Genomic DNA, 15690 nt, shown 5'->3' on the forward strand with positions numbered 1-15690 from the left:
GGCAGGGCAAGGCAGGCGATGCAAGACCGCAAGGACAGCGATTCACGCAAGCTGTTGCGACGGTTGAAGGAAATCCTGGGCGCCCCCGGCGGCGGCCAGGACCGGCTTGACCAGATCACCCATCACATCGCCGATTCGATGGGAACGCAGGTCTGTTCCATCTATCTGTTCCGCGATCCCAACACCCTGGAACTGTGCGCGACCGAGGGACTGCGCCCCGAATCCGTCCACCGCACCCGCCTGCGCCTGGGCGAGGGGCTGGTGGGCCGGGTGGCCCGAACCGGGCGCTATGTGAACACCGCCGACGCGCCCTCGGAACCCGGTTTCCGCTTCATGCCCGAAACCGGCGAGGAGGTGTTTCCCAGCTTCCTGGGCGTGCCGATCCAGCGGGTCGGCGAAAAGCTGGGTGTTCTGGTCGTGCAGTGCCGCGAGGCGCGGCTGTTTTCCGAAGACGAGATCTATGGCCTGGAAGTCGTCGCCATGGTGCTGGCCGAAATGACCGAACTGGGCGCCTTCCAGGGCACCCAGGCCGACAGCCTGCCGCCCAAGCACCGTTTCCCGCTGATGATCCGGGGGTCCGCCGGGCAGGAGGGCGCGGCCGAAGGGCGGGTCTGGCTGCACGAGGCCCGCGTGGTCGTCACCAACCCGGTGGGCGACGATCCCGACCGAGAGATCGCGCGCCTGCACGAGGGTGTGGCGATGCTGCGCAATACCGTGGACAAGATGGTCGCGGCTGCCGACATGGGCGGCGACGGCGAACATACCGCCGTCCTGGAAACCTATCGCATGTTCGCCCATTCGCGCAGCTGGCTGAAGCGCATGGAAGAGGACATCCGCCTGGGCCTGTCGGCCGAAGCCGCGGTGGAAAAGGAACAGTCTGCCGCCCGCGCCCGGCTGGAGATGTCCGCCGATCCCTATCTGCGCGACCGGCTGCACGACCTGGACGACCTGTCGAACCGGCTGCTGCGCATCCTGACCGGGCAGGGCACCAATACCGGCGCCGAAATGCCCGACAACCCGATCCTGGTCGCCCGCAACATCGGCCCCGCCGAATTGCTGGAATACGGCCGGCGCCTGCGCGGCGTCGTGCTGGAGGAAGGGTCGGTCGGCAGCCACGCGGCCATCGTCGCGCGGGCTTTGGCGATCCCGCTGATCATCCACGCCTCTCGCATCACGACCGAGGCGCTGAACGGCGATACGATCCTGGTCGACGGCGACCAAGGCATCGTCCACCTGCGCCCCGAGGAATCGGTCTACAAGGCGTTTCTCGACAAGATCGCCATGCAGGCCGAGGCGCAGAACCGCTATGCCAGCCTGCGCGGGCTGCCTGCCACGGGCACCTGCGGCACGACCGTGCAGCTTTACATGAACGCGGGGCTGATGGCCGACCTGCCGTCCCTGGCCGGTTCGGGGGCCGAGGGCGTGGGCCTGTTCCGCACCGAATTGCAGTTCCTGATCCGCAATCACGTCCCCCGCCGGGGCGAACTGGCCGAACTGTATCGCCGCGTCATGGACAACGCCCAGGGCAAGCCGGTGATGTTCCGCACGCTGGACATCGGGTCGGACAAGGTGCTGCCCTATATGAAGCCGCAGGACGAGCCGAACCCCGCGATGGGCTGGCGCGCGATCCGCGTGGGCCTGGACAAGCGCGGCGTCCTGCGGATGCAGTTGCAGGCGCTGATCCGGGCATCCGTCGGGCGCCCGCTGCATGTCATGTTCCCCTTCATCGCCGATATCGGCGAATACGAGGCCGCCTATAAGATCCTGATGCAGGAGCTGTCGCGCGAACAGCGCGTCGGCCATCCGATGCCCAGCGACATCCGCGTGGGCGCGATGCTGGAAACGCCGTCGCTCGCCTTCGCGCCCAAGAAGTTCTTCGAGATGTGCGATTTCATTTCCATCGGCGGCAACGACCTGAAGCAGTTCTTCTTTGCCGCCGACCGGGAAAACGAACGGGTGCGGCGGCGTTACGACACGCTCAGCTCGTCCTTCCTGCTGCTGTTGCGCCAGATCATCGCCCGCTGCGAGGAGGCGCGCGTGCCGCTGTCCTTCTGCGGCGAGGATGCGGGCCGCCCGGTCGAGGCGCTGACCTTCGCCGCCCTGGGCATTCCGCGCCTGTCGATGCGTCCGGCCTCGATCGGGCCGGTCAAGCACCTGATCCGCAGGGTCTCGCTGGCCGACCTGCGCAAGCTGATCGACGAACGGCTGGATTCGGGCCAGCCGAACCTGCGCCGCCCCATTACCGAATGGCTGGCGCAGCAATAGGCGGAAAGCCGCGAAACCGGGCAGGGACGGGGCTGCCGCGCCAGCCCGGACTGGCCCCGCGGGCTTCGGCTTGCGCCTTGCTGCGCCCCCGCAGCATCCTTATAATGAAACGGTTTTTGGCAAGCATCACCTGATATGAAACGCCGTCATTTTCTCAACGCAGCGACCGCCCTGGCCGCAGGGGGGGCGTTTGTCGCCACGCCCGCGCAGGCGCAGACAGCACCGGCCGGAACGGCGCCAGCCGGGGCAGGGACCGACACCCCTCCGCCCGCGCCGCCGACCACCTTCGGATTCGAGGAGGTCGCGGCCCTTGCGGCGGAACGCGCCACCCGCGTCTATGAACAGCCGGTGGCCGAACAGGTGGGCAGTTTCGCGAACCTGACCTATGACCAGTATCGCGCCATCCGGTTCCGCCGCGACCGCGATCCCTTCGCGGGCAATCCGCGCTTCGGCATGGATCTGCTGCCGCCCGGCGCGATCTTCTATGAGCCGGTCAATATCAGCATCGTGCGCGACGGCGTGCCGCACCGGCTGGAATTCGACCCCTCGATGCTGGAGTTCGACCCGTCGCATTTTCCCGATGGCGCGGATGTGCAGACCAAGGGCCAGATGGGCTGGTCGGGCTTTCGCCTGCGCACGATCCTGAACCGCCCCGGCGTGATGGACGAATTCCTGGTCTTTCAGGGCGCGACCTATTTCCGTGCGGTGGCGCGCGGCACGATCTATGGCCTGTCCGCGCGCGGGCTGGCGATCAAGACCGGCAGCCCCGATGGCGAGGAATTCCCGCTGTTCACCGATTTCTGGATCCAGGAGCCGACCGACGGGTCGGACTGGGTGCGCATCTATGCGGTGCTGGACAGCAAGTCGGTCGCGGGCGCCTATCAGTTCGATGTCAATCCCGGCGCGGTGACGGTGGTGCGCACCCGCGTGGCGCTGTTCCCGCGCGTCGATCTGCAAAACACCGGGCTGGCGCCCCTGACCTCGATGTTCTGGTTCGGCCCCGCCAGCCGGCGCGCGGTGGACGACTATCGCCCCGCCGTCCATGACAGCGACGGCTTGCAGATGCATACCGGCGCCGGCCAGGCGCTGTGGCGCACGCTGGGCGCGCACAAGACGTTGCAGATCTCGTCCTTCGTGGACAACAATCCGCGCGGCTTCGGGCTGGTCCAGCGCAGCCGCGATTTCGACGCCTTCGAGGATCCCGAGGCGCTGTATCACCTGCGCCCCTCGGCCTGGATCGAACCCGAGGGCAATTGGGGCGAGGGCGAGGTCCGGCTGGTCGAAATCCCCGTCGAGAACGAATTCAACGACAATATCGTCAGCTGCTGGATCCCCAAGGAGCCGCTGGCCCGCGACAAGCGCCACGAATTCCAGTATCGCCTGATCTTCGCGCCGCTGCCCGCCAACGACCTGCCCCTGGCCAAGGTGCGGCAGGTGCGCAGCGGGCGGTCGATCAATTCTCCCGCCGCGCGCAGCGTCATCGTGGATTTCGACCTGTCCCTGTTCACCGACGCGATGCCGGAATCGAAGGTCACGACCTCGGCGGGGACGATCATCCATGCCTATCTGAAGCCTTTGGTGGATCAGGGCGTGCTGCGGCTGGCCTTCGAATTCGAACCGGGCGCCGCGACTCTGGCGGATTTGCAGGCGGTGCTGACCAGCCCCGAGGGCGTGGCCCAAAGCGAAACCTGGCTGGCGCGCTGGACCGCATGAGCCCCGCAGATCCGCGTTCCGGCGATCCGGCGGTTTCCTCGGCCACGCCGCCCGAATCTCCCCTGGCCATGCCGGTGCAGGATTTCGGCGCGCCGCCGCGGCTGGCCTTTCCGCGCCAGCGGAACGGCTGGCGCGTCTGGATGGCGCGGCTCGTGGCGTTTGGCGGCACCGCGGCCATCGCCTTCGTCGGTTTCCAGCAGATGCTGCGGACCTTCGGCGACAACCCGACGCCGATGCAATGGGCGCTGCTGGTGCTGTTCGTGCCCACCTTCGCCTGGGTCGGCTTTTCGTTCTGCAACGTGCTGGCCGGGCTGTTCGCGTCCCGCCTGACGACGCCCGACGGCCCGAACGACGCGCGCCTTGCGGTGGTGATGCCGATCTATCACGAGGACGCGCAGAAAAGCATCGGCCTGCTGACCGCCCTGGCGCGCGAGCTTGAGCGCGAGGGAATGGCGGGCCGGACCGAGATCTTCGTGCTGTCCGACAGCCGTGACCCGGTGATCGCCGTGAACGAGACGCTGGTGATCGACGCCGCGCGCAAGCTGTCGCCCCTGCCGATCTGGTATCGCCGCCGCATCACCAACGAGGACCGCAAGACCGGCAATATCAGCGATTTCGTGCGCCGCTGGGGCGGGCGCTATGACCAGATGGTCGTCCTGGACGCCGACAGCATCATGACCGGCGCGACGATCCGGGCGCTGTCCGCGCGGATGACCGCCGATCCCCGGCTGGCGCTGATCCAGACCATGCCGATCCTGGTGGGGGGCGAGACGATCTTCGCCCGCCTGACGCAGTTCGCGGGCCGGGTTTATGGCCCGATGATCGCGCGGGGGGTGTCCGCCTGGTCGGGCGATACCGGCAATTTCTGGGGCCACAACGCCATCATCCGCATGTCGGCCTTCGCCTCGGCCTGCGGGCTGCCGCGCCTGCCCGGCAAGCCGCCCTTCGGCGGCACCATCCTGTCCCACGATTTCGTCGAAGCCGCCGCCCTGTGCCGCGCGGGCTGGAAGGTGCGGCTGGACCACGACCTGCGCGGCAGCTTCGAAGGCTGCCCGCCCACCCTTCTGGACATGGCCGCGCGCGAACGCCGCTGGGCGCAGGGCAACCTGCAACATTCCCGCCTGTTCGGGATGCGCGGCGCCCGCGCCATCACGCTGGCCCATTTCGCCATCGGCATCCTGGGCTTCGCGATGAGCCCCCTGTGGCTGGCGCTGATCCTGGTGGGCCTGGTGCTTTCGGCCACCGTGCTGCTGTCCACGCCGGAATATTTCCCGACCGCCTATCAGCTGTTCCCCGACTGGCCGGTCTTCGACGCACAAAGGATGCTGTGGCTGTTCGCGGCCGCCATGGCCCTGCTGCTGCTGCCCAAGCTGATCGCCACGTTCCGCGCCTGGATGCGTCCCCTGGCGCGCAATTCCGGCGGGCCGGTGCGGATCTTCGCCAGTTCCCTGTTCGAGATCCTGCTCTCGGCGCTGATCGCCCCGGTGCAGATGCTGATCCAGACCCGCCAGATCTATGAAATCCTGCGCGGGCGGGACAGCGGCTGGAACGCGCAGGTCCGGGCCGGATCCATGCCCGACTGGAACGTGGTGATCGCCCGGCACTGGGTCCATGTCATGCTGGGCATCGGCACGCTGATCGTGCTGGCGCAGTTCTCGCCCGCGCAACTGATCTGGCTGTCGCCCATCCTGGCGGGGCTGATCCTGTCGCCCGTCACCTCGCGCTATTCCGCCAGCCCGGTCTTCGGCCGCTGGGCGCGGATGCGCGGCCTGCTGGTCACGCCCGAGGAGCGCGATCCCCCGGCGATCCTCTCGGATGCGAATGCCGTCGTCAGGGCCATGCCCCGGCCGCTGAAGGGCGCGGCGGGCCTGCTGGATTTCGGCGGCGATGCCGACCGGATCGGCCGTCATGTCGCACTGCTGCCCGAAGACCCTGCCCTGCCCGAGGACAAGCGCCTGGCCCGCATCACCGCCGCCGCCAAGATCGCCCATGCCCGCAGCCGGGCGCAGGCCCTGGACTATCTGACCCGCGACGAGACCGACGCCCTGGTTTCCGACGCCGCCCTGCTGCGGCAGTGGAGCGTCCTTCCCTCATGAACCGGCTGATCGCCCTGGACATGCTGCGCGGCTATGCGCTGGTCTGCATCATGCTGGATCACATGCCGATTTCGGCCCTGCGGCGGTTCACGCTGGCCAATTTCGCGATCTTCGACGCGGCGGAACTGTTCGTGCTGCTGTCGGGCTTTCTGGTCGGCATGGTCTGGCTGTCCGTCGAGACGAAGCACGGCCGCCGCGCCGCGCAATGGCGTTTCGCCCGCCGCGCGTTCGAGGTGTGGCGCGCCCTGGTGTTCGGCGGGCTGCTGATGGCCCTGGTTTCGGCCGGGCTGCTGGCCCTGGACATGGACCACACTGCGATCTGGCACCAATACGCGGTGTGGATCCTGGAAAACCCGGTCGGGTTCTTCGGTGTGCTGGCAAGCATGTGGTTGCAGCCGAACCTGCTGGACGTGCTGGCCGTCTATGTGATCCTGCTGGCCTCGGTCCCGGTGCTGGTGCCGCTGCTGCTGCGCCATCCGATCAGCTTCGCGGCGGGATCGTTTGCCCTGTGGTGCTTTGCCCCGGTCCTGAACGCCTTCGTGCCGAACCACCGGCTGGGCGGGCTGCTGTTCAATCCCTTCGGTTGGCAGATGCTGTTCTTCTCGGGCATCGCCATGGGCCTGTTCCGCAAGCAGGTCATGCCGGTCCTGATGCCGCACAGGCGGCTGCTGACGATTCTGTCGGCGGGCATGTTCGCCTTCGGCAGCGCCATCGTTATCGCCGCCAAGTTCGGCGAACCCGCGCTGCCCCTGCGGGACGCGCTGCGCCTGGTCTATGGCGGAGAGATCGGCAAGTGGGATCTGGACGGCACGCGCTACATGGCGATCATGGGCGCAAGCTGGCTGGTCGCCGTGCCCCTGGCCGGGATCATGGAGCGCATGGCCGCCAGCCGCCTAGGGACGGCGCTGCAACAGATCGGCCGGGGCGGGCTGTTTTCCTTCCTGGCCTGCGTGCTGCTGTCGGTGATGGGCGACGCCTTCCAGATGAACCCCCTGGACCAAGGCATCGCGCGCCGCATGGCGGTCGATGTCTGGGCGATGGTCGCGCTGTGGTGGATTTCCGTCCTGTGGCTGACCTTCGGCGCGCCCTGGCAGCTCTCCGTCCGCTTTCGCCGCGAAATCAAGGCCTGACGGCATCGGATTTCAAGGAAACCTTGGAGGCGGGTACCGGAATCGAACGGTCTTCACGGATTTGCAATCCTGCGCCCGTTGCTGAAAATGCCGACAAGCCCTGTAAACGTCCCTGCTTTGTTCACGGGCATGAACCTCACGGCTTGTGGTTCGCGAAGAACTGGGTGGCTTTTTAGGATGCCCCTCTCCTCCTGGGGGATGCGGTTCTCGCGACGGAGCCGCTCGTTCTCTCGCGCCAGGTTACGATCCTCAGCCGAGGCCACATCCGTGTCAGCCATTTGTTCAAGGTCGATAAGCCGACCGCGAGATCATTCGCCATCTGACGTTGCGAAAGCCCACTGGTCAGCGCGATCCGCACCGCATCCTTGCGAAATTCATCCGTCCGACGCAGGGCGGATGAACCGCACGATTAGGAAGGCGACTGTCAGGCGCTTCCACCATGACAGCCATAAGCAACGGCGCACGCATCTTGCCGACTTCATGGCAGCCGACACTTTGCCCGTCGACTCAAAACCCTGGGTGGTCTTAACCCTGGGTGGTCTTACGCCCTACGAATACATCTGCGAAATCTGGACTTCAGAGCCGGATCGATTCATCCTGAACCGGATCCACCCGAGGCTGGGAATTAAGACCTCGGAAAGCACTGGTTTGCGAGTAGGAGCAGCTCTGCCCCAACGCCGGTAATACTCGTTGCTCGAATCATTACCAGTCAACAGCCTGCGGCTGGAGGAATGAAGATTTTGAAATACTATGCGCATTCGGGTATTCGTGAGGATCGAAGCGATTGGCAATTGCTGGCCGACCATCTGGAAAATACGGCTTCTCTGGCTGCCGAACGAGCTGCGCCCCTCGGGCTGCGGGCGGCGGCGCATATGGCGGGATTTTTCCATGACTTTGGCAAATACGACCCCGCCTTTGATCGCATCCTCTCTGGCGAAAAATCGCGTGTGGATCATTCGACGGCTGGGGCTGCCCTGCTGCATGCCCGGACTCCTGCCGGTTTGCGACCGATTTCCGAAGTGATCGGCTATGCCATCCTGGGCCATCACGCCGGGCTGCCCGATCGCCGTGGAGCCGACAGCAGTATGGAGCGTCGGCTGGATGCCTTCCGCGACCCGATCGCGCCGGAAATCTCGGCCGCGACCAGCCCGGATTTTGGCCCGGTCGCCAGGGAACTGGCCAAGCTGATGCGCCCGGCATCTTGCGGCTTCGACCTGTCGGTCGCAGCCCGCATGGTGTTTTCCTGTCTGGTCGATGCGGATTTCCGCGACACCGAGGCATTCTATGCCGGACTGAACGGCACGCGGCCGGATCGCGACTGGCCGGCCCTGGCCGATCTGTTGCCGGAATGGAGAGGCGCCTTCGATGCGCATATGGCCGGGTTCGAGCAGAGCGGTCGGATCAATCGCCTGCGCGCGGAAATTCTGGCGCATGTCCGGGATGGCGCCACGATGTCGCCGGGGCTTTTTACGCTGACCGTGCCCACCGGCGGCGGCAAAACGCTGGCTTCGTTGGGTTTTGCGCTGGACCACGCGGCGCGCCACGGACATCGCAGAATTATCTACGCAATTCCATACACTTCTATCCTGGATCAGGTTGCCGGCATTTTCCGCGGCCTTTTCGGCGATGCGGTGCTGGAGCATCATTCGGCTATCGACGACGAAAAGACCCACTCGGAGCGTAAGGACAAGCTGCGTCTTGCCATGGAGGACTGGGCCGCGCCCTTGGTTGTCACGACCAATGTGCAGTTCTTCGAAAGCCTTTTCGCGGCGCGTCCGTCGCGCTGCCGCAAGCTGCACAACATCGCAGGTTCCGTGATCGTGCTGGACGAGGCGCAGGCCCTGCCGCGCAAGCTGCTGATGCCCGCGCTGCGGATGATCGACACGCTTTGTGCGCATTACGGCTGTTCGGTGGTGCTTTGCACCGCGACGCAACCCGCCTTCGACAGCCGCCAGTTGAAGCAGGGCGGCTTGCCGCTGGAAGGCCGCGAACTGGCCCCCGATCCGGTGCGCCTCGCCCGCGAATTGCGCCGCGCCCGCATCGTGCAGGGCGGCGAGATGGACGACGACGCCCTGATCGCGGCCTTGCGCGACACGCCGCAGGGCATGGTCATCGTCAACAGCCGCGCTCATGCATTGGAATTGTTCAACGCCGCCAAGGCTGCGGGACTTGAGGGGCTGGTCCACCTGACCACGCGGCAATATCCGGTGCATCGGCGGGCAATTCTGAACGATATTCGCACGCGCCTGAAATCTGGCGCGCCCTGCCGGCTGATCGCGACCAGCCTGATCGAGGCAGGCGTGGATCTGTCCTTCCCCAAGGGTTGGCGGGCCGAGGCGGGGCTGGATAGCTGCGTGCAGGCCGCCGGGCGGGTGTCGCGCAATGGCGAATGGCCGCTCGAAGACAGCACGCTGACGGTTTTCTCGGCCCCCGGTCGTTCGATGCCCGCCGAGGTGAAGGCTCTGGCCCAGGCAATGCGCAGCACTGCCGGGCGGCATGACGACCTGCTGTCCCCCGCCGCGATCCGCGACTGGTTCGAGCATGTCTACTGGAAGGCCGGGTCCGCGCAGCTGGGGCAGCCGATGGTCGATCAGATGATCCTTGGCCGCAGCGGCACGGATTTCCCCTTCCGCAGCATGGCCGAGTCCTTTCGCATGATCGAGACCACCATGGTCCCGGTCATCATTCGCGGCGATGCGGTGGCAGAGGACGCGATCCGGGAATTGGCCTTTGAGAATATTTCCTCCGGCAAGCTGGCGCGGGCGCTACAGGTCTATACCGTCCAGATGCCAGCCAAGGCGCGCGCGCTGCTGGTCGAGGCAGGCCATGCGTCCTTTCACCAGCCTGCGGTGCGAGGGGATCAGTTCTGCGTGCTGGACAATACAGCGCTTTATCATGCGGATAGCGGTTTGTGGTGGGAACATGCAGAGTATCTGGAGACCGAGCGGTCGATCTGGTGATCGATGTAATTTTAGGCGGATTTCCGCTTGCCTGACTCTCGTTGCGCGATAAGCTGACAAAAAAGCACGAGGAATAATGGCTTACGGTATCCGCCTGCATGTCTGGGGCCAGCACGCCTTGTTCACGCGTCCCGAGTTAAAGGTCGAGCGGATGTCCTATGACGTGATGACGCCCTCGGCAGCGCGCGGCATCCTCGAAGCCATCCACTGGAAGCCCGCCATCCGCTGGGTCATCGACCGCATCCATGTGCTGGAGCCGATCCGTTTCCAGTCCATCCGCCGCAACGAGGTCGGCCACAAGGCCCCCGCCGGCAAGATCAGGCAGGCGATGAAGCGCGGCGACCTGGAGGATTTGCAGCTTCTGGTTGATGAGGATCGCCAGCAGCGCGCCTCGGCCGTCCTGGTCGCACCCCGTTATGTAATCGAGGCGCATTTCGACATGACGGGCAAAGCAGGCCCCGACGATAGCGCGGGCAAGCATCTGGACATCTTCAACCGCCGTGCCGCGCGGGGGCAGTGCTTTCATCAGCCTTGTCTTGGCACCCGTGAATTCACCGCGCATTTCGACCTGATCCCGCCGGAGGCGCCGCTGCCCGCCCGCAATCCCAAGGCGGAAACCGCCGAGCATGGTTTCGGCGCGCCACGCGATCTTGGTTTCATGCTGTGGGACATCGACCACGGGAAACCGGGTCGGCCCTCGCTGTTTTTCCGCGCCGCGCTGCGCGATGGCGTACTGGATGTGCCGCAACCCGGCAGCGCAGAGGTGAAGGGATGAGCATGCTTGCCTCGTTGGTGCGGGCCTATGATCGGTTGCCCGATGCACCGCCCTTCGGCTTCTCGACCGAGAAGATCGGCTTCTGCGTGCTGCTGAACGCGGACGGATCGGTCGCCAGCGTCGAGGATCTGCGCGGCGACGACAGGAAACGCAGCCCCAGGATGCTGCTGGTGCCGCAGGCCGTAAAGCGGACCGCCGGCATTGCCCCGAATTTCCTGTGGGACAAGTCGGCCTATGTGCTGGGGGTGACCGCTGGTGACGGCAAAAGGACGGCGGAGGAGCATGCCGCCTTCCGCGCTCGCCACGCGGAATGGCTTGCGGAGATCGACGATCCTGGCCTGCGGGCTTTCCTGCGCTTCCTGGACGGCTGGCGCCCGGACGCCTTCGCTCCACCCCTCTGGCGCGATGAGATGCGCGACCAGAACATCGTCTTCGCCCTGGCCGAGGAATATCGCGAGCGTTTCCTGCATGAACGCCCGGCCGCGCGCGCGCTGTGGCGGCGTCTCGGGGCCGAAGGCGCCTCGGACCCGCAGGTCTGCCTGGTGACGGGCGAGCCCGGTCCGGTGGCCCGGCTGCATCCCTCGATCAAGGGGGTCTGGGGGGCGCAATCCTCGGGTGCGAGCCTGGTGTCCTTCAATCTCGACGCCTTCGAGTCTTACGGTCACGATCAAGGCGACAACGCCCCCGTTTCTGAGGCAGCGGCCTTTGCCTATGGCACGGTGCTGAACCGCTATCTCGACAAGAATAGCGGCCATCGCATCCAGATCGGCGATGCCTCGACGGTGTTCTGGGCGGATTGCAGCGATATGAACCTGGCCGCAGAGGCAGAGGTCTTCTTTGCGGCGTTGCTGGACTCCGCTTCCGAGGAGAAGCTGGTTGCCGAGGATGAGAGGTTTGAAACCGCCAAAATCCAGTCCCGTCTCGATGCCATCCGCAGTGGTCAGCGCCTGTCGCGGGTCGCGCCGGAACTGGCCGAGGGGGTGCGCTTTCATATCCTAGGGCTGGCCCCCAATGCCGCCCGGCTTTCGGTACGCTTCTACTGGCAGGACGATTTCGGTCGGCTGACCGGGAACTTCCAGCAGTATCTTGCGGATATGGCGATCGACCCACCTCCGCGCGATGGCTGGCCGCCGCTGTGGCGCTATCTTCTGGAACTGGCTTCGCAAGGCAAGCGCGAGAATGTGCCGCCCCTGATCGCCGGCGAATGGCTGCGTGCGATCCTGACCGGCACGGCCTATCCGCTGACCCTGCTTTCTACGGTGCTGATGCGCATGCGCGCCGATGGCGAGATCAACGCTCTGCGATGCGCCATGCTGAAATCCGTCCTGATCCGCAATTTCCACTATAAGGAGGCCCCGGTGGCGCTTGATCCCACATCCAGAGACACGGGCTATGTGTTGGGGCGTCTGTTCGCCGTCTATGAGAACATCCAGAGAGCCGCACTTGGCAAAAGTGTGAATGCTACGATTCGCGACAAGTTCTATGGCTCAGCCTCGTCCACGCCAGCGCGCGTGTTCGGCTCGCTTGCAGGCAACGCGTTTAATCATCTGGCGAGGATCCGCAAGGACAAGCCGGCGTTCGCTCATTATCTGCAAGCTGAATTGCAGGAGATCGCCAATTTGCTCGACGTCTCGAAGGAGCCTTTTCCAGCGTCTCTTTCTCAGGAGGCACAGGCAAAGTTTGCACTGGGCTATTACCACCAAGCCAGTTTCCGCAAGCACGATGACAAGACCCCCGAGGTATCCCAATGACCACGCTTTCCCGCCGCCATGATTTCGTGCTGATCTTCGACGTGACGAACGGCAATCCCAACGGCGACCCCGATGCGGGCAACCTGCCGCGGCTTGATCCCGAGACGAATCACGGCCTGGTCACCGACGTCAGCCTGAAGCGGAAGATCCGCAATTACGTCGAACTAGCGCGAGAGGGTGCAGAGGGGCATCACATCTATGTCCAGGAAGGCGCGATCCTCAACGAGAAACACCGCCAGGCCTATGTCGCTCTGCGTGGCGACGAAAAGTCGAAAAAGGACGCCAAGCTGAACCCAAGGGACGATGCCGAGGCGACCGCCTTGCGTGACTTCATGTGCCGCAATTTCTTCGACGTGCGAACATTCGGTGCCGTCATGTCCACGGGCATCAACTGCGGTCAGGTCAAAGGGCCGGTGCAGATGACCTTCGCCAATTCGGTCGAGCCGGTTCTGCCGGTCGAGATTTCGATCACCCGCATGGCGGCCACCAACGAGGCCGAGCAAAAGAAGAAGGCCGAGGGGGATGACAGCGATCAGCGCACCGACAACCGTACGATGGGCCGCAAGCATATCGTGCCCTATGGCCTCTATGTCGCGCATGGTTTCGTTTCGGCCAAGTTCGCCGAACGTACGGGCTTTTCCGAAGCAGATCTGGACCTGCTGTTCGAGGCGCTGGCGAACATGTTCGAGCATGACCGCGCGGCCGCGCGGGGCGAGATGACCTCGCGCAAGCTGATCGTCTTCCGCCATGCGAATGCGCTTGGCAATGCGCCGGCACACCGGTTGTTCGATCTGGTTCAGATCGGCCGCAACGTGGATGGCGAATTCCGTGCCTTGGATGACCGTGGCCTGAGCAATCTGCCACCGGCGCGGAAATTCACCGACTACAGCGTCCATATCGACCGTGAGAGGCTGCCCGAAGGCGTCGAAATCCTCGAGCTGCTGTGACTACGACTGGCGTCGTGGAACCCATTCCCCTCTCGGCGCTGCAACATGCGGTCTATTGTCTGCGCCAAGCCGCGCTGATCCATCTGGAGCGGCTTTGGGCCGAGAACCGCTTTACCGCCGAAGGCGACGTCCTGCACGCCGTCGCCGACAAGGGTGGTCATCGCAAGGCGCGTGGCGTGCGGCGGGTGATGGCCTTGCCGCTGGCGTGCCATCGATTGAACCTGACCGGCACCGCCGACCTGGTCGAGTTCCTCCCCGGTCCAGATGGCGAGACCGCTTTTCCCATCGAATACAAGCGCGGCAAGCCCAAGCTGCACCGCGCCGACGAGGTGCAGCTTTGCGCGCAGGCGCTCTGCCTCGAAGAGATGACCGGCCGCCCGGTGGCACAGGGCGCACTGTTCTACGGCCAGACCAAACGCCGAGTCACCGTGCCCTTCGATGCCGATCTGCGTGCGCTGACCGAAAGCACCGCTGCCGAACTGGCCGCGGTCCTGACCAATCGTCGCACGCCGCCCCCGACGCCGCATCGCAGCCGCTGCCGGGCCTGTTCGCTTTTGGATCTGTGCCGGCCCGAGGCGGTAAGCCGTCCCGTGCGGCAATGGCGCGATCGTATGCTGGCAAGGGCGCTGGAATGAAGAAGCTGCTGAACACCGTCTATGTCACGACCGAGGGGACCGCCCTGAAGAAGGATGGCGAGAACCTGGTGGCCGAAATCGAGGGGGCCGAAAAGGCGCGTGTGCCTTTGCATATGCTGGCCTCGGTCGTCGCCTTCGGGCCGATCCTGCTGTCTCCGGCGCTGATCGGCATCTGTGCCGAGCGCGGCATCTCGTTGGTGCTTCTGGATCGTGCTGGGCGGTTCCAGGCCAGGGTCGAGGGGCCGGTCGCGGGGAATGTCCTGCTGCGGCGTGCCCAATATCAGGCTGCCGACGACGCGACGGATGTGGTGCGTGGCATCGTCATGGGCAAGATCGCCAACCAGCGTGCGGTGATCCGGCGCGCGTTGCGCGATTACGGCGGCGAGATGACGGCCGAGGCGCGTAATGGGCTCGAGCGGGCAACGGATCGCATGGCCATGATCCTGCGCCGCGTGCAGTTGTCCGACAATAGTGTGGATCTGTTGCGCGGCTCCGAGGGTGAGGCGGCGACGCTGTATTTCGGCGTCTTCGATCACCTCATCCGCTCACCCGATCCCGAGCTTCGCTGGACAGGCCGCTCGCGCCGCCCGCCGCTCGATCCGATGAATGCGGTCCTGTCCTTTCTCTATACCCTGCTGACCCATGATTGCCGTTCGGCCTGCGAGGCGGTCGGGCTGGATCCCGCCGTCGGCTTCCTGCACCGCGACCGCCCCGGCCGGCCCAGCCTCGCGCTGGACCTGATGGAAGAGCTTCGCGCACCCTTGGCGGATCGTCTGGCGCTGTCCCTGGTGAATCGCCGCCAGTTGCGAGCGGGGGATTTTCGCCGCATGGACGGCGGTGCGGTGCTGCTGACCGACGACGCCCGCCGCACTGTCCTGACCGCCTGGCAAGAGCGCAAGAAGGAAGAGCGCCAGCATCCTTTCCTGCAGGAAAAGGCGCCGTTCGGCTTGGTGCCCTATCTTCAGGCGCAGATGCTGGCGCGTCATCTGCGTGGCGATCTGGACGCCTATCCGCCCTGGTTTTGGAGTTGAGATGCTGGTCCTGGTCACCTATGACGTGAAGACGCTGGACCCCGGTGGGAAGAAGCGTTTGCGTCAGGTTGCCAAGGCGTGCGAGGATTTCGGCCAGCGGGTGCAGTTCTCGGTCTTCGAGATCGAGGTGGACCCGGCGCAATGGACCCGGCTGAAGGCGCGCCTGGAAGGGATCATCCGCCCCGAGGTCGACAGCCTGCGCTATTACTATCTTGGTTCGAACTGGTCGCGCCGGGTCGAGCATGTCGGTGCAAAACCCGCGATGGATCTTAACAGCCCGCTGATTCTCTAGGGTCTGTGGGGATTCATCGTGAGTTGATAACGGCGGCAGCGAGGTAGATCATTGCTTCAAAGCTCCGGTCGGTCTTGCAAGCACGCATGGCGATG

11 protein-coding genes and 1 pseudogene are annotated in these 15690 nt (G+C 65.2%); 11 read left to right on the plus strand and 1 reads right to left on the minus strand.

Features of this window, described 5'->3' with window-relative positions; all coding sequences use genetic code 11:
* Positions 1-18 precede the first annotated feature (18 nt).
* The 4 genes from ptsP to opgC all read left to right on the plus strand — a co-directional run bounded on the left by ptsP (position 19) and on the right by opgC (position 7204).
* The gene (gene ptsP, locus PARHAE_RS18595; RefSeq protein ID WP_126156043.1) at positions 19-2265 is read left to right on the plus strand and encodes a phosphoenolpyruvate--protein phosphotransferase; all 2247 of its coding nucleotides are present in this window, start codon (positions 19-21) and stop codon (positions 2263-2265) included.
* A gap of 135 nt (positions 2266-2400) precedes the next feature.
* Entirely contained in the window at positions 2401-3978 is a 1578-nt protein-coding gene (locus PARHAE_RS18600; protein ID WP_126156044.1) for an OpgD/OpgG family glucan biosynthesis protein, read from the plus strand.
* On the plus strand, positions 3975-6074 hold the full coding sequence (gene mdoH / locus PARHAE_RS18605) for a glucans biosynthesis glucosyltransferase MdoH (RefSeq protein WP_126156045.1): 2100 nt from the start codon (positions 3975-3977) through the stop codon (positions 6072-6074). The genes PARHAE_RS18600 and mdoH overlap by 4 nt, the downstream gene beginning before the upstream one ends.
* Complete coding sequence (gene opgC, locus PARHAE_RS18610) at positions 6071-7204, plus strand: OpgC domain-containing protein (RefSeq protein WP_126156046.1); 1134 nt, start codon at positions 6071-6073, stop codon at positions 7202-7204. Before mdoH ends, opgC begins: the two co-directional genes overlap by 4 nt.
* Positions 7205-7335: 131 nt before the next feature.
* On the opposite strand, the pseudogene PARHAE_RS18615 reads toward opgC, so the two are convergent.
* A pseudogene (locus tag PARHAE_RS18615) lies at positions 7336-7595 on the minus strand (transposase); the annotation flags it as partial.
* Between the two features lie 340 nt (positions 7596-7935).
* On the opposite strand from PARHAE_RS18615, the gene cas3 reads away from it, so the two are divergent.
* The 7 genes from cas3 to cas2 all read left to right on the plus strand — a co-directional run bounded on the left by cas3 (position 7936) and on the right by cas2 (position 15595).
* Positions 7936-10164 carry a CRISPR-associated helicase Cas3' gene (gene cas3 / locus PARHAE_RS18625; protein WP_126156047.1) on the plus strand — a complete coding sequence of 743 codons (2229 nt, stop codon included), beginning with the start codon at positions 7936-7938 and terminating at the stop codon, positions 10162-10164.
* Positions 10165-10240: 76 nt separating this feature from the next.
* Positions 10241-10939: a type I-C CRISPR-associated protein Cas5c gene (gene cas5c / locus PARHAE_RS18630; protein ID WP_126156048.1), complete on the plus strand. Its 699-nt coding sequence runs from the start codon at positions 10241-10243 to the stop codon at positions 10937-10939.
* Positions 10936-12690: a type I-C CRISPR-associated protein Cas8c/Csd1 gene (cas8c, locus tag PARHAE_RS18635; protein WP_126156049.1), complete on the plus strand. Its 1755-nt coding sequence runs from the start codon at positions 10936-10938 to the stop codon at positions 12688-12690. The genes cas5c and cas8c overlap by 4 nt, the downstream gene beginning before the upstream one ends.
* Complete coding sequence (cas7c, locus tag PARHAE_RS18640; protein WP_126156050.1) at positions 12687-13637, plus strand: type I-C CRISPR-associated protein Cas7/Csd2; 951 nt, start codon at positions 12687-12689, stop codon at positions 13635-13637. Before cas8c ends, cas7c begins: the two co-directional genes overlap by 4 nt.
* A gap of 14 nt (positions 13638-13651) precedes the next feature.
* A complete protein-coding gene (cas4, locus tag PARHAE_RS18645; protein ID WP_241232881.1) occupies positions 13652-14272 on the plus strand; it encodes a CRISPR-associated protein Cas4 in 621 nt (206 codons plus the stop codon).
* Positions 14269-15303, plus strand: a complete 1035-nt coding sequence (gene cas1c, locus PARHAE_RS18650; RefSeq protein WP_126156051.1) for a type I-C CRISPR-associated endonuclease Cas1c — start codon at positions 14269-14271, stop codon at positions 15301-15303. Before cas4 ends, cas1c begins: the two co-directional genes overlap by 4 nt.
* A 1-nt stretch (position 15304) precedes the next feature.
* Entirely contained in the window at positions 15305-15595 is a 291-nt protein-coding gene (gene cas2, locus PARHAE_RS18655) for a CRISPR-associated endonuclease Cas2 (protein ID WP_126156052.1), read from the plus strand.
* Positions 15596-15690: the final 95 nt, after the last annotated feature.

The sequence above is a fragment of the Paracoccus haematequi genome (assembly GCF_900631945.1).
GTDB classification, from domain to species: domain Bacteria; phylum Pseudomonadota; class Alphaproteobacteria; order Rhodobacterales; family Rhodobacteraceae; genus Paracoccus; species Paracoccus haematequi_A.